15 protein-coding genes are annotated in these 22052 nt (G+C 62.7%); 7 read left to right on the top strand and 8 right to left on the bottom strand.

Annotation, left to right across the window (positions count from 1 at the left end; genetic code table 11):
- Positions 1-33: 33 nt before the first annotated feature.
- Positions 34-2343 carry a 5-methyltetrahydropteroyltriglutamate--homocysteine S-methyltransferase gene (metE, locus tag NLX68_RS15995; protein ID WP_254284769.1) on the bottom strand — a complete coding sequence of 770 codons (2310 nt, stop codon included), beginning with the start codon at positions 2341-2343 and terminating at the stop codon, positions 34-36.
- Positions 2344-2453: 110 nt separating this feature from the next.
- Here metE and metR point away from each other — a divergent pair, with 110 nt between their 5' ends.
- Entirely contained in the window at positions 2454-3371 is a 918-nt protein-coding gene (gene metR, locus NLX68_RS15990) for a transcriptional regulator MetR (RefSeq protein WP_010221014.1), read from the top strand.
- Positions 3372-3374: 3 nt separating this feature from the next.
- Here the strand turns inward: metR and NLX68_RS15985 are convergent, their stop codons facing one another.
- On the bottom strand, positions 3375-4013 hold the full coding sequence (locus tag NLX68_RS15985) for a LysE family translocator (protein WP_010221013.1): 639 nt from the start codon (positions 4011-4013) through the stop codon (positions 3375-3377).
- A 22-nt stretch (positions 4014-4035) separates the two neighbouring features.
- Positions 4036-4449 carry an NUDIX domain-containing protein gene (locus tag NLX68_RS15980; RefSeq protein ID WP_254284768.1) on the bottom strand — a complete coding sequence of 138 codons (414 nt, stop codon included), beginning with the start codon at positions 4447-4449 and terminating at the stop codon, positions 4036-4038.
- A 183-nt stretch (positions 4450-4632) separates the two neighbouring features.
- Here NLX68_RS15980 and NLX68_RS15975 point away from each other — a divergent pair, with 183 nt between their 5' ends.
- A complete protein-coding gene (locus NLX68_RS15975; protein ID WP_254284767.1) occupies positions 4633-8946 on the top strand; it encodes a DEAD/DEAH box helicase in 4314 nt (1437 codons plus the stop codon).
- Positions 8947-9035: 89 nt separating this feature from the next.
- The gene (locus tag NLX68_RS15970) at positions 9036-10646 is read left to right on the top strand and encodes an FMN-binding glutamate synthase family protein (protein ID WP_254284766.1); all 1611 of its coding nucleotides are present in this window, start codon (positions 9036-9038) and stop codon (positions 10644-10646) included.
- Between the two features lie 32 nt (positions 10647-10678).
- On the opposite strand, the gene NLX68_RS15965 is transcribed toward NLX68_RS15970, so the two are convergent.
- The 3 genes from NLX68_RS15965 to NLX68_RS15955 are packed head-to-tail and all read right to left on the bottom strand — an operon-like array spanning position 10679 to position 13541.
- Positions 10679-12208, bottom strand: a complete 1530-nt coding sequence (locus tag NLX68_RS15965; protein ID WP_254284765.1) for a glycosyltransferase family 39 protein — start codon at positions 12206-12208, stop codon at positions 10679-10681.
- A complete protein-coding gene (locus NLX68_RS15960; protein WP_254284764.1) occupies positions 12205-13170 on the bottom strand; it encodes a glycosyltransferase family 2 protein in 966 nt (321 codons plus the stop codon). The genes NLX68_RS15965 and NLX68_RS15960 overlap by 4 nt, the downstream gene beginning before the upstream one ends.
- A complete protein-coding gene (locus tag NLX68_RS15955; protein WP_100782826.1) occupies positions 13167-13541 on the bottom strand; it encodes a GtrA family protein in 375 nt (124 codons plus the stop codon). Before NLX68_RS15955 ends, NLX68_RS15960 begins: the two co-directional genes overlap by 4 nt.
- A gap of 263 nt (positions 13542-13804) precedes the next feature.
- Here NLX68_RS15955 and NLX68_RS15950 point away from each other — a divergent pair, with 263 nt between their 5' ends.
- A complete protein-coding gene (locus NLX68_RS15950) occupies positions 13805-14929 on the top strand; it encodes an OpgC family protein (protein ID WP_254284763.1) in 1125 nt (374 codons plus the stop codon).
- 62 nt (positions 14930-14991) lie between these two features.
- On the opposite strand, the gene NLX68_RS15945 is transcribed toward NLX68_RS15950, so the two are convergent.
- On the bottom strand, positions 14992-16413 hold the full coding sequence (locus NLX68_RS15945; RefSeq protein WP_254284762.1) for an amino acid permease: 1422 nt from the start codon (positions 16411-16413) through the stop codon (positions 14992-14994).
- 437 nt (positions 16414-16850) lie between these two features.
- Here NLX68_RS15945 and NLX68_RS15940 point away from each other — a divergent pair, with 437 nt between their 5' ends.
- Positions 16851-19985: a transglycosylase domain-containing protein gene (locus NLX68_RS15940; protein WP_254284761.1), complete on the top strand. Its 3135-nt coding sequence runs from the start codon at positions 16851-16853 to the stop codon at positions 19983-19985.
- Here the strand turns inward: NLX68_RS15940 and NLX68_RS15935 are convergent.
- Positions 19982-20482, bottom strand: a complete 501-nt coding sequence (locus NLX68_RS15935; protein ID WP_254284760.1) for a C40 family peptidase — start codon at positions 20480-20482, stop codon at positions 19982-19984. The genes NLX68_RS15940 and NLX68_RS15935 overlap by 4 nt on opposite strands.
- Before the next feature lie 225 nt (positions 20483-20707).
- On the opposite strand from NLX68_RS15935, the gene NLX68_RS15930 reads away from it, so the two are divergent.
- Positions 20708-21280 (top strand): PadR family transcriptional regulator, encoded by a 573-nt coding sequence (locus tag NLX68_RS15930; protein ID WP_254284759.1) that lies wholly within the window; start codon positions 20708-20710, stop codon positions 21278-21280.
- Entirely contained in the window at positions 21277-22047 is a 771-nt protein-coding gene (locus NLX68_RS15925; protein ID WP_254284758.1) for a siderophore-interacting protein, read from the top strand. The genes NLX68_RS15930 and NLX68_RS15925 overlap by 4 nt, the downstream gene beginning before the upstream one ends.
- Positions 22048-22052 lie beyond the last annotated feature (5 nt).

Genomic DNA, 22052 nt, shown 5'->3' with positions numbered 1-22052 from the left:
AACGGCGAGCCAGAGGGCTCGCCGCTGCATCTCTCACGCCAGCTCGCTACGCAATTGCCGCGCGGCCGCCACCATGTTCACCAGCGCCGCTTCCGTCTCCGGCCAGGCGCGGGTCTTCAGGCCGCAGTCCGGGTTGACCCACAGGCGCTCGGCCGGGATACGCTTGACCGCCTTGCTCATCAGCTTGACCATCTCGCCGGTGTCCGGCACCCGTGGCGAGTGAATGTCGTAGACGCCCGGACCGATGTCGTTGGGGTAGTCGAAGGCTTCGAAGGCGTCCAGCAGCTCCATGTCCGAGCGCGAGGTCTCGATGGTGATGACGTCGGCGTCCATCGCCGCGATCGCTTCGATCACGTCATTGAACTCGCTGTAGCACATGTGGGTGTGGATCTGGGTTTCATCGCGCACACCACTGGAGCACAGGCGGAAGGCCTCCACCGCCCAGTCCAGGTATGCCTGCCATTGCGCCCGGCGCAGCGGCAGGCCTTCACGGAACGCCGCTTCGTCGATCTGCACGATCTTGATGCCAGCGGCTTCCAGGTCCTGCACTTCGTCACGGATGGCCAGGGCCAATTGTTCGGCCTGAACCTTGCGCGACACGTCTTCACGCGGGAACGACCACATCAGCATGGTTACCGGGCCGGTCAACATGCCTTTGATGACCTTGCTGGTCAGGCCTTGGGCGTATTCGATCCAGGCCACGGTCATGGCCTGCGGGCGGCTCAGGTCACCATAGATGATCGCCGGTTTCACGCAGCGCGAGCCATAGCTCTGGACCCAGCCAAATCGGGTGAAGGCGTAACCGTCCAGTTGCTCGGCAAAGTACTCGACCATGTCGTTGCGCTCGGCTTCGCCGTGCACCAGCACGTCCAGGCCCAGGCGCTCCTGCACCTGCACGGCATGACGGATCTCGCTGTGCATGGCATCGGTGTAGTCGTTGGCCGACAGTTTGCCCTGCTTGTAGGCCTGACGCGCCAGGCGAATCGCCGAGGTCTGTGGGAAAGAGCCAATGGTGGTGGTCGGGAACGCCGGCAGTTGCAGGCGCTGGCGCTGGGCTTCGATCCGCTGGGCAAAGGCTGACTGGCGCTGGCTGTCGGCGGCGGTCACGGCGGCCAGACGGGCCTGGACCTGCGGCTTGTGAATGCGCGGCGACTCAACACGGCGCTGCTGTACCGCGCGGCTGTTGCTCAGCGCGTTTTGCACCAACGGCAGGTGCGGGGCATCCAGGGCCTTGGCCAGCACGGCGATTTCTTCGCACTTCTGCACGGCAAAGGCCAGCCAGCTTTTCAGTTCTGTGTCGAGCTTGTCTTCACGGCCGAGGTCCACCGGGCTGTGCAGCAGCGAACAGGAGCCGGCCACCCAGAGGTTGGCACCAAAGCGTTGCTGGGCTTGTTGCAACTGCGCCAGCGCCTTGTCCAGGTCGCAGCGCCAGACGTTACGGCCGTTGACCACGCCCAACGACAGCACTTTATAGGTCGGCAGGCGGTCGAGCGCCGCTGGCAGTTGCTCTGGCGCACGCACCAGGTCGATATGCAGGCCATCCACCGGCAGACCGACGGCCAGGCCGAGGTTGTCTTCCAGACCGCTGAAGTAGGTAGCAACCAGCTTCTTCAGCGGCGAGTATTGAAGAATGTGGTAGGCACGCTCGAAGGCGTTCTTCCATTCCTGCGGCAGGTCCAGGCCCAGGATCGGCTCGTCGATCTGCACCCACTCCACGCCCTGGCGCGACAGGCGGCTGAGGATCTCGCCATAGACCGGCAACAGGCGCTCGAGCAGGTCGAGCTTGTCGAACTCGTCGCCCTTGGCCTTGCCCAACCACAGGTAGGTCAGCGGGCCGATCAGCACCGGCTTGACCGCGTGGCCGAGGGCCTGGGCTTCGGCCACTTCATCGAACAGCTGTTCCCAACTGAGCAAAAAGCGCTGGTCGGCGCTGAATTCCGGGACCAGGTAGTGGTAGTTGGTATCGAACCACTTGGTCAGCTCTTGCGCATATTGCGTCTGGCCGTGGCTGGCGCCGCAACAGGTACTGGCACCGCGCGCCATGGCGAACAAGGTGTCGAGGGTCGGCAGGCCATTGGCGCCCGTGACCTGGGCAAAGCGCTCGGGGATCGCCCCGAAGGCCAGCGAGTGGGTCAGGACCTGGTCGTACCAGGCAAAATCGCCGACCGGCAGCAGTTCGATCCCGGCGTCCTTCTGCAACTGCCAGTGGCGGGCGCGCAGTTCGCGGCCAACAGCCTCCAGCCCAGCCTGGTCGAGATCGCCTTTCCAGTAGGCTTCTTGCGCTTTTTTCAGTTCGCGGTCAGCGCCGATGCGCGGGAAACCAAGGTTGTGGGCCAATGCCATGAGAAAACGTCCTCCCTGTAAAAGATGACGCTATTGTCGACAGCCAGAGCAACATGAGACAAACTCAATAAATTCGTGTTCATCTCAAAGTTTATTCATGGAGCCCACCGGTGCTGGAAATTCGCCACCTGAAAACCCTGCACGCCCTGCGCGAAGCCGACAGCCTGGTCGAGGCCGCCGAGCGCCTGCACCTGACCCAGTCGGCGCTGTCCCATCAGTTCAAGGAGCTGGAAGAACGCCTGGGCATGCCGCTGTTCATGCGCAAGACCAAGCCAATCCGCTTCACCAGCGCCGGGCTGCGCCTGCTGCAGCTGGCCGATGCCACCCTGCCGCTGCTGCGCGGCGCCGAGCGCGACATCGCGCGCCTGGCCGGTGGTACCGCCGGGCGCCTGCACATGGCCATCGAATGCCACAGCTGCTTCCAGTGGCTGATGCCGACCATCGACCAGTTCCGCGATGCCTGGCCGGAAGTCGAGCTGGACCTGGCCTCGGGCTTTGCCTTTGCGCCGTTGCCAGCCCTGGCCCGCGGGGACCTGGACCTGGTGGTGACCTCCGACCCGCTGGAGCTCAGCGGCATCACCTACGTGCCGCTGTTCACCTACGAAGCCATGCTCGCCGTGGCCAACCAGCACCCCCTGGCCCAGAAGCCGTACATGGTGCCGCAGGACCTGGCCACGGAAACCCTGATCACCTACCCGGTGGAGCGCGACCGCCTGGACATCTTCACCCGCTTCCTGGAGCCGGCCGACGTGGAACCGGCGCAGGTGCGCACGGCGGAGCTGACGGTGATGATGATGCAACTGGTGGCCAGCGGTCGCGGGGTGTGCGGCATGCCGCACTGGGCCCTGCACGAGTACAGCTCGCGCGGCTACGTGAAGGCCAAGCGCCTGGGTGAAAAGGGCCTGTTTGCCACGCTGTACGCGGCAGTGCGCAGCGACATGCTCGATGCGCCGTACATGCGCGACTTTTTGCTGACCGCCAAGGACACCTCGTTCTCCACCCTCGACGGCGTCAGCGCAGTACGGTGAGCCTCACGCGACCCGGCGTTGCTCCTGCACCAGGCGCAGCGCCAGGCCGGCCAGGACGAAGCCCATGACGTAACGCTGCAGCATCAACCACAGCGGATAACGCACGAACCAGCCGGCAATGCCGGCGGCGAACAGGGCGATCAGCAGGTTGACCGAAAAGCTCACGGCGATCTGGGTCAGGCCCAGGGCCAGGCTCTGCGCCAGCACCGAACCGTTTTCCGGCGAGATGAACTGTGGCAGCACCGAGAGGTAGAACACCGCCACCTTGGGGTTCAATACGCTGGTCAGAAAGCCCATCAGCACCAGCTTTCGCGGGGAATCCGGGGCCAGTTCACGGGGCTCGAACGGCGAGCGGGCACCGGGCTTGACTGCCTGCCAGGCCAGCCACATCAAGTAGCCGGCACCGGCCCACTTGAGCAGGTCGTAGGCCAGCGGCACGGCCATGAACAAGGCGGTCAGGCCAATGGCTGCGGCGCTCATGTGCACCAGAAAGCCGCCCACCACGCCGAGCAACGACGTTACCCCGGCCGTGCGGCCCTGGCAGATCGAACGGGAAATCAAATAAATCATGTTCGGCCCCGGGGTCAGGACCATCAACAGCGCAGCGCCGATAAACAGCAGCCATTCGTGAGTAGGGATCATCGGCATTCCTTTGCAAGTGGGATCAGACAGGGGTTGTAGTTAACTGCCGGTACAGGGGCAGAATCAAGTCCCGTGTGAGCGGGGCCAGCTCAAGGGTCAACGGCTTGCGTGCCGACACCCACACCACCTCTTCGATTTCAGCGGCGGGCTCGACCGGCATGGCGGAGTGCACCTTGAAAATGTCAGCCTGGACGACAAAACCCGGCTCGTTGGCCGCCGGGGCACTGAACTGGCCGAGAAACTCGGCGTCCTGCGGCTCAATCGCCAGGCCCAGCTCTTCGAACAGCTCGCGAGCCAGGGCATTGACCGGCTGCTCGTCGGCCTCGATCTTGCCGCCAGGCTGCATGAACGCCAGAGTGCCGCGCTTGCGCACCAACAGGGTACGGCCTTGCGGGTCGAGCAGAAGGGCGGCGGCGATGCGAATGGTTTTGCTCATGGGACGCTCATGGACGGGAAAGCGCGCAAGGATCACATGTTGGCGGTGGCCTTTCAATGTTGGAGCGGGCTTGCCCCGCGATCAGGTTGGCCTGTGCGATTGCATCGCGGGGCAAGCCCGCTCCCACACCCCGTCTGACGAACGCCCCTTGCAACCCCACATCAATGGCCGCATAAACAACCCATGAACCTCCCCGCCCGCAAGCACCCGGAACTGGACGCTTTCCACCCCGCGGTCCGCACCTGGTTCCAGCGCCAGTTCCCGACGGTAACCGCCGCCCAGGCCCGGGCCTGGCCGTTGATTCGCAGCGGGCAATCCTTGCTGGTCGCCGCGCCTACCGGTTCAGGCAAAACCCTGACGGCCTTCCTGGCGATCCTCGACGAGCTGTTCGAACAGGGCCTGGCCAGTGGAAATCTGCCGGACCAGACCCAGGTGGTCTACGTCTCGCCGCTCAAAGCGCTGTCCAATGATATCCAGATCAACCTGCAGGCGCCGTTGGCCGGGATCAACGCGGTCCTGACCGAACAAGGCCACGCGTCGCTGGAAATCCGCACAGCGGTGCGCAGCGGCGATACCCCGCAGAAAGAACGCACGGCCATGCGCCGCCAGGCGCCGCACATTCTGGTCACCACCCCCGAATCGCTGTATGTGTTGCTCGGCTCGGCCTCCGGGCGCCTGGGCCTGGCCAGCGTGCACACGGTGATCGTCGACGAGATCCATGCCCTGGCCGGCAACAAGCGCGGCAGTCACCTGGCCCTGAGCCTGGAGCGCCTTGAGGCACTGTGCCAGCGGCCACTGCGGCGCATCGGCCTGTCGGCCACGCAACGTCCGGTCGAGCGGGTGGCGCAGTTTCTGGTGGGCCAGGCGCGCACCTGCGCCATCGTCGATATCGGCCATGCCCGTCCCCGCGACCTGGGCCTGGAAGTGCCACCGGTGCCGCTCGGGGCGGTGATGGCCAGCGATGTCTGGGAGCGGGTTTACGACCGCTTGGCGGCCCTGGCCCGCGAGCATCGCACCACGCTGGTGTTCGTCAACACCCGGCGCCTGGCCGAGCGCCTGACCCGCCATTTGAGCGAACGCCTGGGCCGTGACGCAGTGGCCGCGCACCACGCTAGCATGGCCAAGGAACACCGCCTGGACGCCGAGCAACGGCTCAAGCGCGGTGAGCTCCAGGTACTGGTAGCTACGGCCTCGCTGGAGCTGGGCATCGATATCGGTGAAGTCGAGCTGGTCTGCCAGATCGGCTCACCCGGCTCGATTGCCGCGCTTTTGCAAAGGGTCGGGCGCTCCGGGCATCAGGTCGAAGGCACACCCAAAGGCCGGCTGTTCCCACTGTCGCGCGATGACCTGATCGAATGCGCAGCCCTGCTCGACTGCGTGCGCCGCGGCGAGCTGGACCACTTGCATGTGCCGAAAGCCCCGCTGGACGTATTGGCGCAACAGATCGTCGCCGAAGTCAGCAGCCAGGAGTGGCACGAGCAAGCGCTGTTCGACTGCCTGCGTAGGGCCATGCCCTATGCCGAACTGGATCAAGGCCATTACCAGGCGTTGTTGCGCATGCTCGGCGAAGGCTTCAATGGCCGCCAGGGCATCCGCAGTGCCTATCTGCACCGCGATGCGCTCAATGGCACCCTGCGCGGGCGCCGTGGCAGCCAGCTGACGGCATTGACCAGCGGCGGCACCATCCCCGATAACGCCGACTACACCGTGGTGCTCGAACCTCAGGGCCTGAACATCGGCAGCGTCAACGAAGACTTCGCGGTAGAAAGCATCGCCGGCGATATCTTCCAGCTGGGCAATGCCTCCTACCGCATCCTGCGGGTGGAAAGCGGCCGGGTGCGGGTCGAGGACGCCAAGGGCCTGCCGCCGAGCATCCCGTTCTGGCTCGGCGAAGCGCCGGGGCGCAGTGATGAGCTGTCCGCGGGCGTTGCGCGCCTGCAAGGCGAGATCGACCAACGCCTGAGCGATGCCGATGGCCAGCGGCAACCGCTGCTCGACTGGCTCACTGCAGCGCTGGGGCTGGGGCTGGACAGCGCCGAACAGCTGCTTGAATACCTGGCCCACACCCGTCAGGTGCTCGGCGCCCTGCCCTCGCAGCAAACCCTGGTGATGGAGCGTTTTTTCGACGAGTCCGGCGGTACCCAACTGATCATCCATTCGCCGTTCGGCAGCCGCATCAACCGCGCCTGGGGCCTGGCCCTGCGCAAGCGTTTCTGCCGCACCTTCAACTTCGAACTGCAGGCTGCGGCCAGTGAAGACGCGATTGTCCTGTCGCTGTCGGCCAGCCACAGTTTTGCCCTGGAAGAGGTCTGGCGGTACCTGCACAGCAACAGCGCCGAGCCGATCCTGATCCAGGCCCTGCTCGATGCGCCGCTGTTCGGCGTGCGCTGGCGCTGGAACGCCGGCACCGCACTGGCCCTGCCGCGCTTTGTCGGCGGGCGCAAGGTGGCGCCGCAGATTCAGCGAATGAAAAGCGAAGACCTGATTGCCGCAGTGTTCCCCGACCAGATCGCCTGCCTGGAAAACCTCGCCGGCGAACGGCAGATTCCCGATCACCCGCTGGTCGAGCAAACCCTCGACGACTGCCTGCACGAGGCGATGGACAGCGAAGGCTGGCTGGCGCTGCTGCGGCGTATCGAGCAAGGCCGGATCACCCTGGTTGCCCGTGACCTGCCGGCCCCCTCGCCGCTGGCTTCGGCCATTCTCAACGCCCGGCCCTATACCTTTCTGGATGATGCACCGCTGGAAGAACGGCGCACCCAGGCCGTGCTCAACCGGCGCTGGAACGAGGCACAGAGCAGCGATGACCTGGGCGCACTGGACCGGCAAGCCATCGCCGCCGTGCAAGCCGAAGCCTGGCCCACACCCACCCGCGGCGATGAGATGCATGAAGCCTTGATGAGCCTGGCCTGTGTCAGCCAGGCCGAAGCCGAGGCCAATCACGGCTGGCAGGGCTGGCTGGCGGCGCTGGCCAAGGAAGGCCGCGCCTGCCGCCTGCAACTGGCCAGCGATCAAGCATTGTGGCTGGCCCGCGAACGCCTGGTGCTGCTGCGCGCCCTGTACCCGCAGGCGGCCCTGACACCCGAGGTTTCTGCCCTGCCCGGTTTTGATCAAGCCATGGACGCCGAGGCGGCGCTGGTCGAGCTGCTGCGCGCGCGCCTGAGCGGTTTCGGCCCGCTGACCAGCGAGCAGATTGCCGCGCCGCTGCACCTGTCAGCCAGCGCCATCGAGCAAGCCCTGGCCCGCTTGGAAGGCGAAGGCTACGTGATGCGCGGGTACTTTCAGCCGAGCCAGCAGCCGAGCCAGCAGCCGGGCCAGCAAGCGCTGCAATGGTGCGAGCGGCACCTGCTGGCGCGCATTCATCGCTACACCATCAAGCGCCTGCGCCGGGAAATCGAGCCGGTCAGCCTGCAGGACTTCATGCGCTTTCTGTTCGACTGGCAGCACCTGACGCCCACCGCTCGCCTGCAAGGCCAGGCCGCGCTGAGTGCCGTGCTCGACCAGTTCGAAGGCTATCCCGCTGCGGCAGCGGCCTGGGAAAGCGACCTGCTGCCCACCCGGCTCAAGGACTACAGCCCGCGCTGGCTCGACGAAGCCTGCCGCGCCGGTAAATACGCCTGGGCGCGTCTGGCCCCGAGTGCCGCAAGCAGCACTCTGCGCAGCACGCCGCTGGTACTGTTGCCACGTACCCGCCTGGGCTTGTGGCGCGCCCTGGGCCCGGCGCTGGACAGCAGCGCGCTAAGCCTGCGTGCCCAGCGCGTGCACAGCGTGCTGAGCGAATACGGCGCCTTGTTCTTCGACGAACTGGTGCACGACGCCCACCTGCTACCCAGCGAACTGGAAAGCGCCCTGCAGGAGCTGGTGGCCGCCGGGTTGATCAGCGCCGACAGCTTCGCTGGCCTGCGCGCCCTGATCACCCCGGCCAGCAAACGCCAGGGCCGCAGCCATAGACGCGGTCGCGGGCCGTTGTTTGGCGGCATGCAAGACGCCGGGCGCTGGGCCCTGCTGCGCACGCCCGGCGACAAGCGTGACGACGACCTTGAACACATTGCCCGCACCTTGTTGCGCCGCTACGGTGTGATCTGCTGGCGTTTGCTCGAACGCGAGGCCGACTGGCTGCCCAGCTGGCGCGAACTGCTGCGCTGCTACCACCGCCTGGAGGCCCGTGGCGAAATCCGTGGCGGGCGCTTTATCAGCGGCCTGGCCGGCGAGCAGTTCGCCTTGCCCGAGGCCGTGGCGCTGCTGCGTGAAGTACGCCGGCGGCCGCTGGATGCCAGCCTGGTAGCGGTCAGCGCCAGCGACCCGCTGAACCTGGTCGGCACCCTGCTGCCAGGCAACAAGGTACCCGCCGTCAGTGGCAATCGCCTGCTCTATCTGGACGGTGTGCCGGTCGCGACACTGATTGCCGGCAAGGTTCAGTTCAGCGGTGACGATGAACGGGCGCAGCACGGGGAGTGGCGCGACCGCCTGATCCGCGATGCCGCCCTGGTGACTTGAGCTACGGGCTGGCGCTGGAAACCCCAACCGGGCTAAGGTCGAGGTTTGTCCAGGCCCTGAGCCTGACCGTGCCATCGCAAGGAAACCGTATGAGCCTGTCACTTCTCAGCCGCTACGCCTTCTTCGCTGCCTGTGTGCTGTTCACCCTGGCCAGCCTGCCCTTCCTCCACCACGAATGGCTGTGGCCGTTCACCCTGGTGACCGCCGTGCTCAGCCTGATTGGCCTGGGCGACCTGCTGCAAAGCCGTCACGCGGTACGGCGCAACTACCCGATCCTGGGCAACATTCGCTACTTGGTCGAAGGCATTCGCCCGGAAATCCGCCAGTACCTGCTGGAAGCCGATAGCGATGCCCTGCCGTTTTCCCGGGCGCAGCGCTCACTGGTGTATGCGCGGGCCAAGAACGAAGCGTCGGACAAACCCTTCGGCACCCTGATCGATGTCTATCAGTCCGGTTTCGAGTTCATCGGCCACTCCATGCGCCCGGCACCGCTGAGCGACCCGTCGAGCTTTCGGGTGAGCGTCGGCGGCCCGCAGTGCAAACAGCCGTACTCGGCTTCGGTGTTCAACATCTCGGCCATGAGCTTCGGCTCGCTTAGCGCCAATGCCATTCGCGCCCTGAACCAGGGCGCCAAGCTGGGCAACTTCGCTCACGACACCGGTGAAGGCAGCATCAGCCCCTATCACCGCGAGCACGGCGGCGACCTGACCTGGGAGCTGGGCAGCGGCTACTTCGGCTGCCGCACCTCGGACGGGCGCTTTGACCCCGAGCGTTTCGCCGAACAGGCGCGCAACCCGCAGGTGCGGATGATCGAGATCAAGATGAGCCAGGGTGCCAAACCCGGCCACGGCGGCATCCTGCCCAAGCACAAGGTCACCCGCGAGATTGCCGAGACCCGCGGCATCCTGATGGGTGAAGACTGCATCTCGCCGTCACGTCACAGCGCCTTTTCCACCCCGATCGAGATGATGCAGTTCATCGCCCAGTTGCGCGAGCTGTCCGGCGGCAAGCCGGTGGGGTTCAAGTTCTGCCTCGGTCACCCGTGGGAGTTCATGGGCATTGCCAAGGCCATGCTGGAAACCGGCATCCTCCCCGACTTCATCGTCGTCGACGGCAAGGAAGGCGGCACCGGTGCCGCACCGGTCGAGTTCACCGACCATATCGGCGTGCCGCTGCGCGAAGGCCTGCTGTTCGTACACAACACCCTGGTGGGCCTGAATTTGCGCGACAAGATCAAGCTTGGCGCCAGCGGCAAGATCGTCAGCGCCTTCGACATCGCCAGCGTCCTGGCCATCGGCGCCGACTGGGCCAACTCGGCGCGTGGCTTCATGTTTGCCATCGGCTGCATCCAGTCGCAAAGCTGCCACACCAACAAATGCCCGACCGGCGTCGCCACTCAGGACCCGCTGCGCCAGCGCGCCCTGGTGGTGCCCGACAAGGCCGAGCGGGTACTCCACTTCCACCACAACACCCTCAAGGCCCTGGCCGAGATGCTTGCCGCCGCCGGCCTCGATCACCCCTCGCAACTGGAAGCCAAGCACCTGGTGCGGCGCATCTCGGCCACCGAGATCAAGCTGTTCTCGCAGATGCACGTGTTCCTCAAACCGGGGGAATTGCTCAGCGGCGAGGTCAATGGCGAGTTCTATTCGCGGATGTGGCAGATGGCCCGGGCGGACAGTTTCGAGCCACTGGCAGCCTGACAGGCTCGATGGCGAATCGTCTGCCATCCTGATCACTCGGGTACTGCGAACAGCATTGCCCGGGTCTCTCCCGCCCTGATTTCCGCCAGCTTGGTCCAGTTACCGGGCAAGTGACGCTCCTTACCAGGGCCGGGAACGCCACCTACCCACCATACCCTGCCGGATTTCGGCGCTAACGCTTGAGGCATGTGAACATACAAATGCTCTGCCCGAGGGAAAAGCAGAGTCGCAGCGCCATAACTGGAGCTGGAAGTACCCGTACTATCGCCCTTTGCACCATTTTCATAAATCAGCGGTTCGCTACCCGTCCTGTTGTAGTAAGCCACGCTGAAATACCAGTAGAGGCCATCAACAACCATCAAGTCCCCTGGCTGCCACTGTGCGTTAACGCCATCGACCACAGTATCCAGACGATTGACGTACCAGCCTGCAGCATCATTCAAGCTGTTTTGCTGATTGTAGATACGCGTAATGCCGGTCAATTCCAGCGCCAGGCAAGCAGCGACCAACAAAGTAGCCAGGCTACGATGATTGATGGCAAGGTAATCCAGCGCCAACGCCAGCAAAATTGGCAAGCCAACAGCCGCAAACACCAGATAACGCTCAACGAACAACGGCATCGCGAATGAAATCAACCACACCAGCACCAGTGGTACGTAACTGGAAGCCATGATCAAAACGCTGGGGCGGGTGGTCTGCCTGTCCCGTCGGACAATAAAAACCGATGCAATGAGCAACACCATTGGCAGCAACAGGAATATCGGCCAGGGATAAGCACTACCGTTATTGAGGGTGAAAAACTGCCAGAAGGCCGACGGAAGTGTTTCAAGCGTCACCTGAGGAATCCAGGCAATAGCCGAAACGTGCGCCAACTGTCCTACCAGGGAAGGCAGCCAAGGAGTAAAGGCGAGCGCAATCGCCACGTTGCACAGCCACCACGACCGGACTCGAATCAGGCGCCTTGAATCAGCATTTTTTACAAACACTAGATACAACCAATGTGCCGCTGCACAGAGGACGGTGAAATAGTGGGTGTACAGCCCTGCTACCATCAGCATTGCATACAGTATCAAGACACGGTTTTGCGCCGGTCTGCTCACCCAGCGCAGCAGCACAAAGGTCGCTGCAAGTAACAACAGCCCCAGCAACGAATACATCCGCACTTCCTGGCTATAACGCACCGCGATAGGCAGCAGTGCTAGTAATAGACCGCTGATCAAGGCTGCTCGCGAGGATGCCAGGCTGCGTGTGAGCCGCACACCCAGGGCTACCGTCAGCACTCCCGTGAGCACACTCAGACCTCGAACGGCCAGTACGTCGTTGCCCAGCCATTGCATCCAGTAATGTAACAACAGGTAGTACAACGGTGGGTGAACGTCGCGAGCGGTGTGGAACAGGATCTGTGATGGCGACAAGGCACTGAGTGCCACGGAAAAGGCTTCGTCGTACCAGAGCACCGGTTCTGTAACCTGATAAAGACGCACAGCGCTGCTCAACAGTACTATCGCCAAGCAAGCCAGCAGCCATGCAATCTGCGTCCGTAGGCGCAGCGTCAGGCTCATCTGCTCTCCTTGAGCACAGACCTATGGGTGTGCTGCTCGGATTTTCCAACAATACTTTTGATAACGTAGCGGGGCCGATGTTTGGCCTCCATGTAAATTCGGCCGATGTATTCCCCCAGTATGCCGATGCCGATCAGTTGCACCCCGCCGAGGAACAGAATGGCTGTCATCAAGGACGGATACCCGGGCACATCATTGCCGAACAGGATCTTGTCCAACACCAGGTAACCGGCATACAACAACGCCAGCAACGAGATGCACGCGCCGAGGTAACTCCACAGGCGCAAGGGCAAGGTGCTGAACGAGGTAATGCCGTCCAGCGCCAGGTTCCACAGCCGCCAAGCGTTGAACTTGCTGCGGCCCACAGCCCTCGGCGCACGGTCGTATTCAACAATGGCAACGTTGAACCCCGCCCACGACAGCACGCCCTTCATGAACAGTTGCTGTTCTGGCAGGGTCTTGATCACGTCCACCACCTTGCGGTCCATCAAGCGGAAGTCGCCGACGTTTTCTTCTATATGGGTATAGGCGATGCGATTGAGCAGGCGATAGAACAGCGAGGCACTGCGGCGTTTCAGGTAGCCATCGCTGGAGCGATCCCGGCGTTTGGCCAATACCACATCAGCGCCCTTGCACCATTGCTCGATCAGTTGCGATATCACTTCAACCGGATCTTGCAGGTCGACATCCATGGGTACCACGGCATCGCCGCTGGCATATTCCAGGCCGGCGAACAGGGCTGGTTCCTTGCCGAAGTTACGCGAGAAGTTGATCAACACCACGTCACTGTCGGCCAGGGCGATGGCGCGGGCGATTTCAGCCGTGCCGTCACTGCTGCCATCGTTGATGAACACGATTTCGATGCAGTGGGCTTGCAACGAGGGCTCCTGACGCACCGCCTGGTAAAACAGGCTGACGGCCTGCTCTTCGTTGAGCACTGGCACGATCAGTGAAACCTTCATGGCTCGGACCTGTGAAAGACCACCCACTTGGACAGCAAGAAGCCGCAGGTCAGGCTGATCAGGGAAAAACTCACGACTGTGATCATCCCGTGCAGCCGCCAGTGGTCGCCCAGCCACCCCACTGCCAGGCTGACACCTCCCAGGCAGGACATGAACAACAGATAGCGCCCGATCGAGGGCGGGACGACGAAGGTGTAGAGGGCATTGACGTAAAAGGACAGCGTCGCCGCCACGCAAAACGCCAGAAAATTACTCAAGGCCTGGCTGAACTCGAACGCGACCCTGAGCACGAAAAAAAGCTGCCAATGGACCAGGGTATTGGCAATACCGATCACGGCATAGGTGGAAAATCCTTTCCATACGTTGGCCATTGCGCGTCGCGCCTCGATGGCTGTTGCGGCTGAATCCAAGCAGGCCACGTAAGCCGAAATTCGTCTACTACCAAAACTGACAGGTACGGGTGATTTTCGATCAACGGTCTACCGCGCAACGGGCGAATAGAGACATTCAGTAATAAGCCCCCTTTGCAATTGCCAACGATTACCGCCACCCTGCCCCCCGCCCGAGGTGCGGCGCGAGCGATTGCCGTCGTCCGCCGGTCATTACTAAACCCACTGTTCAAGAGCCCGCTGCCATGTTTAACGGACGCGACCCGCGCATCGATTTTTTTCGAGGCCTGGCGTTGATCTTCATTTTCTGGGATCACGTCCCCCACAACCCTTTAGGCCAGGTCACCCTGCGTAACATCGGCTTTAGCGATGCCGCTGAAGTCTTCGTCTTTCTCGCCGGCTACGCCGCAGTACTGGCCTATGGCAAAGTCCTGCAGCGAGACGGTTACCTGATCGCCTGCGTGAAGATCCTGCGGCGTACCTGGGTGCTGTATGTGGTGCATATCTTTCTGCTGGCGATGCTGATGGGCATCGTGTTCTTTGCCAACAGCCACGTGCAGACCCGCGACCTGGTTGAGGAAATGGGCCTGATGCATTTCATCACCAACCCCCAGCAAGCGCTGACAGACGAGCTGTTGCTGCGCTTCAAACCCAACCTTATGGACCCGCTACCGCTGTACATCGTGCTGCTGGCCGGTTTGTCTCTGCTGCTGCCGCTGCTGATGCGCAACACCCTGGCCGTGGTTGGTGTATCGATGGCGGTGTACCTGGTAGCCCCCGGACTCGGCTGGAACCTGGCGAATTTTTCCGATGGCGTGTGGTACTTCAACCCGGTTACCTGGCAGTTCCTGTTTGTGCTCGGCGGCGCCGCGGCGCTTTATGGGCAACAGGCTCGGCCGCCGCAAACCCGGCCGTTGCGGCGCCAACCGCTGTTTCTGGCGGCAGCCGCCTATTCGCTGGCGGCAGGCATCATTACCCTGTCCTGGCGCTGGCCAGAGCTTCACGATGCACTGATGCCGGCCAGTCTCAACAACCTGCTCTACCCGATCAGCAAGACCGATCTGTCGCCGGTGCGCCTGCTGCACTTCCTGGCACTGGCCTACGTCACGGCCAAGCTGCTGCCGGGCAGCGGCTGGACGCAGAACTGGCTGGCGCAGCAAACCTGCCGCATGGGCCGCTATTCGCTTGAAGTGTTTTGCCTGGGCGTGCTGCTGGCGCCCCTGGCGGACATGATCAATGCCATGGCCGGCGATGCCTTTGCCATGCAGATCTTCACCGCGCTGGTGGGCGTCGCGATCATGGCCCTGCTCGGTGCCTGGCTGGACTTCAATAAACGCCTGACCCAGCCGATGCGTGCGGTAGCCACCTGATAACCGCAGGCAAAAAAAAGCCCGTATCCATGGATACGGGCTTTTCACTTATCGCGGGAAGATCAGGACGCCGAACCTGCGGCACGCTGCTCCACGGTGCTTGGTGACAGCTTGAACACGTAGAACAGCACCGTCAGCATTACCAGGAACGCCGGGCCGATGTACAGGGCCACGCGGGTTTCCTCGAAATAAGCCATCAGGCCGACCACCAGGATCAGGAACGCCAGCGCCAGGTAGGAGCTCAGCGGCCACAGCCACATGCGGTATTTCAGGGCGGCACGCTCGGCGTTGCTCAGGCCGGCGCGGAATTTCAGCTGGGCCAGCAGGATCATCACCCAGGTCCAGATCGCGCCGAAGGTGGCAATGGCGGTGACCCAGACGAAGACTTTCTCCGGCACCAGGTAGTTGGCCAGCACACCCAGCAGCAAGGCTGCGATCGACAGCAGCAGGGCATTGCGCGGTACGCCGTTGCTCGAGGTGCGGGCGAAGGTAGCCGGCGCCTGACCGTTCTGCGCCAGACTATAAAGCATGCGCCCGGTGCTGAAGATGCCGCCGTTGCACGACGACAGCGCAGCGGTGATCACCACGAAGTTGATGATACCCGCAGCGGTCTTGATGCCCAGACGCTCGAAGGTCATCACGAACGGGCTGCCCTGGCTGCCGATTTCGTTCCACGGGTAGATCGACAGGATCACGAACAATGCGCCGACGTAGAACAGCAGGATGCGCCAGAACACCGAACCGATGGCCTGCGGGATGGTCTTTTGCGGGTTACGCGCTTCACCGGCGGTCAGGCCGATCATCTCGACGCCCAGGTAGGCGAACATCACCATTTGCAGCGACATCAGCACGCCGGTCACGCCGTTGGGCATGAAGCCACCGTTGCTCCAGAGGTTGGAGATGCCCATGGCCACGCCGTCGTTGCCAAAACCGAAGGCGATGATGCCGACGCCACCCAACACCATGGCGATGATGGTGACGATCTTGATCAGGGCGAACCAGAACTCGAACTCACCAAAGGCCTTGACCGCGATCAGGTTGATCGCGCCCATGCTGCCCAGGGCTGCCAGGGCCCAGATCCAGCGCGGCACTTCCGGGAACCAGATGCCCATGTAGATGGCCACTGCGGTGATTTCCGCCACACAGGTCACCAGCCACAGGAACCAGTAGTTCCAGCCGGTGAGGAAACCCGCCAACGGGCCGAGATAGTCTTGGGCGTAGCGGCTGAAGGAGCCGGCTACCGGGTTGTGCACGGCCATTTCGCCAAGGGCGCGCATGATCACCAGGATCGCCAGGCCGCCGATGATGTAGGACAGCATGATAGCTGGCCCGGCCATTTCGATGGCCTTGGCCGACCCCAGGAACAGGCCGACACCGATACAGGCGCCCAGCGCCATCAGGCGAATGTGGCGTTCGCCGAGTTCTCGCTTGAGTGGGCCGCCCTGAGCGGTCTCACCATGAGAAGGGTGGTTGCCGACTGGCATAGAAATACAACCTCATTTTGTTATTGGATATGACCATTCGTGCAGGCCTGGCACCGCCGATAGGCTGGATGCGCTGCCTCGCCGGGCACCGCCTTGTGAGCGGACCCGTCTGCCGGGTGTGCAAAACCGGCAGAGCGAAAGGGGCGAGCAGTATAGAAAGGCCCCTGCAGGGTATTTCACTATATAAAGCCGGTTATTTGGCGAGAACTCTCGGCAAAAACCGCTTCTACGGAGGGGCATTCCCCGTGCTTTTACCACTGCAGGAAACAGGGCGGCTAACATAGCACCAAAACGGGGCAATTCAAGCTCCACCAAAGGCGCATTTCTGACACGGTTTTGGGAAATCCCTGCCAAATGACTACAAATTTTTCACCAAACCCGGCCACCGTCTAAGCTTCAGGCAAGCAAGACGAAAATACGTAGCCGAGCTGAAGACTATGGGCGCATTGTGGCAATCGGAAGCAGACAGTACGGAAGCTCCCTCTGAACACCTCGATCCTTCGCCATTGCCGAAAAGCCCACGCCAGCGCCGTCTGTGGTGGCGGCTGTTGTGGTTGGTCCTGCTGCTCGCCCTGATCGCCCTGGGGTATGCCGCCACCGCCGAAATGCACACCTCGCGCCTGCAATCACGGGAATTCAGCCAATTCGCCGCGACCCTCAGTTATTCCATGCAGCCAGGCCCCAGCGATGCCATCCGCTACCCCGGCGACGGCCCGTTCGACAAGCGCCTGGGCTACAGCTCTCTGGGTGAATTCCTACCGCGCCTGCTGAAGCGTGACTACGTGATCAACGAGCAGACGCGCTTTTCGCCTGCGCTTATGGACTACGTTGACCACGGCTTTTTCGTACCGTATGCCGAAAAAATCCAGGCTGGCCTGTCGATCACCGACTGCAAGGGCGATGCGCTGTATCAGTTCCACTATCCGCAACACCTGTACCCGGACTTCGCCTCGATTCCACCCATCATCGTCCACAGCCTGCTGTTCATCGAGAACCGCGACCTGCTTGATCCCAACGACCCGCTGAACAACCCCGCCGTGGATTGGCCGCGCTTTGCCAAGGCGGCCTACACCCAGGTCGCCAAGTACCTGGCCCTGCCCGGCCAGTCGGCGGGCGGCAGCACCCTGGCGACCCAGTTGGAAAAGTACCGGCATTCGCCCGACGGCCTGACGGCCTCGGGGAGCGAGAAGATCCGCCAGATGATTTCCGCCAGCGTGCGCGCTTATCAAGGCGGCCCGCAGACACTGGAAGCACGCCAGCGCATCGTGCGCGATTACCTCAACAGCGTGCCGCTGTCGGCGGTACCCGGGCATGGTGAAGTGCATGGCATGGCCGAAGGCCTGCGAGTCTGGTACGGCGCCGATTTTGCTCAGGTCAACCAGGCTCTGTCGTCCACCGCAAGTGATCCGCAAAGCCTGGCTGCCCGTGGTCTGGCCCTGCGCCAGGTGCTGTCGCTGATGATCGCCCAGCGCCGTCCCTCGCACTTTTTGTCCAAGGGCCGTGCGGAGCTGGCGCTGCTGACCGACAGCCATATCCGCGTCCTCTCGGCCAGCAACATCATCGACAAGCCATTGGCCGACGCCGCCCTGGCCAGCAAGACCCTTTACCGCGACTGGGTGGCCCAGCCGACCATTCAGCCGATCGTCACCAACAAGGGCATCAGCGTTGCCCGCAGCCGTCTGTCTTCAGCCCTCGGCCGACCGCTGTACGACCTGGACCGTCTCGATCTGTCGGCCACCAGCACCCTGCAATCGGATTTGCAGGGCCAGGTCAGTCAGTACCTGAAAGACTTGGCCGACCCGGCCTTTGCAGAAAAAATGGGCCTGTTCGGCGAACGCCTGTTGACCCCGACCAGTACCACCCAGGTGCGCTACAGCTTCACCCTGCTCGAACGCACCGCCGACGGCTCAAGGGTGCGGGTGCAGACCGACAGTACCGACCAACCGTTCGACATCAACGAAGGCAGCAAGCTGGAACTGGGTTCGACCGCCAAGCTGCGGGTACTGACCAGCTACCTGGAAATCATCGGCGAACTGCACGACAAGTACGCCAACACCCCGGCTGCGGAGCTTAAGAAAGTCCCGGTGGCCGAATTGGACTTCATCACCCGCTGGGCCATCGACTACCTGATCCAGAACAAGGACCGCGACCTCAGCGCCATGCTCAACGCCGCGCTGGAGCGCAAGTACTCCGCCAGCCCCGGCGAAGCCTTTTTCACCGGCGGTGGCCTGCATGTGTTCAACAACTTTCGCAAGGAAGACAACGGCCGCATTCCGACGCTCAAGGACGCCCTGCGTGAATCGATCAACCTGCCGTTCATTCGCCTGATGCGCGATCTGGTGCGTTACAGCACCTATCAGCAGCCGGGTAATAGCGCCAGCCTGCTCAAGGACGATGCCGAACCGCGCCGCCAGGAGTACCTGGCACGCTTTGCCGACAAGGAAGGCACCGATTACATGCGCAGGTTCTGGAAGAAGTACCAGCGCAAGACGTCGCAGCAGCGCCTGGACACCTTCCTCGACAGCCTGCGGATCACACCGATCCGCTTGGCCGCGGTGCACCGTTACCTGTTCCCGGAGGCCGACCAGGCCACCTTCAACGCCTTCGTCCAGGCGCACCTGAAAAAAGACCGGATCGAAAACAAGACCCCGGCCACCAAGCAGAACACCGTCACCGAGAAACGTCTGCAAGAGCTGTACGAAGCCTACCGGCCCGGTGCTTACGACCTGCCCGACCAGGGCTTTATCGCCAAGGTCCATCCGTTGGATCTGTGGCTGCTCGGCTACCTGCTGCAACACCCCAGCGCCACCTTCCAGCAGGCCGCTGATGCCAGCCACTTCGAGCGCCAGGAAGTCTACGGCTGGCTGTTCAAAAGCCGACACAAGGGTGCGCGCGACAGCCGCATTCGCACCCTGGTGGAGATCGAAGCCTTCCTCGATATCCATCAACGCTGGAAACGCGTCGGCTACCCCTTTGACCACCTGGTGCCATCGCTGGCCACTGCCATCGGCAGCTCCGGCGACCGTCCGGCAGCCCTCGCCGAGTTGATCGGCATCATCCAGAACGATGGCGTGCGCCTGCCGGTGCTGCGCATCGATACCCTGCACTTTGCTGCCGATACCCCTTACGAAACCCGCTTGACCAGCGACCCCGACCTCGGCCAACGGGTGCTCTCGGTAGAAGTCGCCCGGGCCCTGCGCGGCGCCCTCTCGCAAGTGGTGGATGCCGGTACCGCGCGGCGGGTGTCGGGCAGCTTCAAACTGGCCGACGGCACCCCGCTGGTGATGGGCGGCAAGACCGGCACCGGTGACAACCGCATCGAAAGCTTCGGTGCCGGCGGGCGGCTGATTGGCTCACGCTCGTTGAACCGCACCGCGACCTTTGTGTTTTTCCTCGGCGAAAACCACTTCGGCACCCTCACCGCCTTCGTGCCCGGCAGAGCGGCGGAATCCTTCCGCTTTACCTCGGCGCTGCCGGTGCAGGTACTCAAGGGCATGGCACCGCTCCTGATGCCGTACCTGGAGCCGGGCAGTCACACCCTGTGCAAACCGCCGCGGATGGTGCAGCGCTAGCCACCGTGAAAGCGCTTGGCGGTCATGAAGCTTTTGTTCCAGTAGCTGTTGCGCAGCGAATCGATACGGATGTTCTTGCCGGTGCGGGGGGCGTGGATGAAACGCCCTTCGCCGATATACAGGCCAACGTGGCCGATCCGGCCCTGGCCGTTGCGATTGAAGAATACTGCGTCACCGCGCTTGAGCTGGCTCTGCCTGATGGTCCGGGCACCGGACTGGAGCATGGCCGTCGTGGTGCGCGGTATCTTGATATCGGCCTCATGGCGAAACAGATAGACCAGCAGGCCGCTGCAATCGAACCCGCCCTTTACCGACATGCCGCCCCAGCGATAAGGCACGCCGATCAGTTGGTGGGCGCGCTCGACCAGACGATCGAGGTTGGTGTCCAGCTCATGCCGCACACTGTGCTCACGCGCAATCTGGGTAACCGAGAAATTGGCCTGGGCAAAAAATGACAGGCCCCAGAGTAGCCCGATGAAAAAAATGGAAGGTGCCACGGTGAAATACTCACGGATGAAGAAAACGTGGCGAATCTTAGGGACGATTTCCGCGCGTGTAGATCAAGGCAATCCGAGAGTTCTGTAAGAAAAACCTTAAGAATTCCTACGCGTTTTTCCGGTTCCCGCCTTTACTTCATGAGAAATATTCCTATTCTTCCGCTTGATTTAAGATATATCTTGAGTAATATCTGAAGATACATCTAACCCAAACGGAGACACCCAATGCGTGACCATCATTCCCATCACCGCGAGCATGGCGATCGGCACGACGGCTTCGAACGTCGTCACGGCCGCGAACGTGGCGACCGCGGCCCCCGCGTATTTGCCCCCGGCGACCTGAAATTGCTGCTGTTGTCGATGCTGGCCGAGCAGCCTTGCCATGGCTATGACCTGATCCGCCAGATCGAAAGCCTCTTCGATGGCAGCTACAGCCCCAGCCCCGGGGTGATCTACCCGACCCTTAATTTTCTGGAAGAAGCCGAGCTGATCAGCGGCAAAACCCAAGGCAGCAAGCGTCTTTACGGCATCACCGCAGCGGGCCAGAAGTCCCTCGCGGACCAAGCCATTGCCCTGGACGGCGTGCGCATGCGCATTGAAGTCAGCAAACGCTCGTTGCGTGGCCACGATCGCCCGGCAGAAATCCACGAAGCCGTGCACAACCTGCGTCATGCCCTGCAAATGCATAGCGGGCGCTGGAACCCAACGGAAATCGAGCGGGTCCGTACGCTACTGAACGACACCGCCAAAGCCATCGTCGCAGGGCCCATTGCGACCTCAACGGAGAAAGCCGAATGACTGTTAGCGAAAACACCACCATTCACCGCGTCAATCACGAGATCAAACACCGTCGCCTGAACGTGCTGCGGGTCACCGAGCTGACCCCGCGCATGCGCCGCATCACCGTCGGCGGGCCAGAGCTGCAAGGCTTTGCCAGCGTCGGTAGCGACGATCACGTCAAGTTGATGTTTGCCTGCTCGGAACAAGAGCAGGCTGCGCTCGACAACCTCGATTTCAGCCGCGATGGCGTGCGCCCGACCATGCGCGAATACACGCCACGGCGCATTGATCTGGCGAACGGCGAAATGGATATCGACTTTGTCCTGCACGGCGACGGCCCTGCCTCGACCTGGGCGGCCCAGGCGCAGGTCGGCCAGGTACTCAACATCGCCGGGCCTCGTGCGTCGATGGTGGTCCCGGACATCTTCGACAGCTACCTGCTGATCGGGGATGAAACCGCCATCCCGGCCATTGCCCGACGCCTGGAAGAATTGCCGGCCGGGCGCAAGGTACTGGCGCTGATAGAAATCGAAGATGCCCAGGAACAACAACCGCTGCCGAGCGCAGCGCAGGTCGAGGTCATCTGGGTGCAACGCCACCAGCAGGCCTTGCTTGAGGTCATCAAGGGGCTGTCGTTGCCAAGCGGTCAGTTGTACACCTGGGTCGCTCTGGAGAAATCGCTGACGCGCCAGGCCAAGCGTTTGCTGGTCGATGAAAAAGGCGTGAAGGAAGAGCTGATCAAGGCTGTCGCCTACTGGCGCCTCGACCCGCACGACGACGAGTAACAGGC

Origin of the sequence: Pseudomonas sp. SBB6 (assembly GCF_024213215.1) — a bacterium.
GTDB lineage: Bacteria > Pseudomonadota > Gammaproteobacteria > Pseudomonadales > Pseudomonadaceae > Aquipseudomonas > Aquipseudomonas donghuensis.
This window is presented reverse-complemented; position numbering and strand designations above follow the sequence as displayed.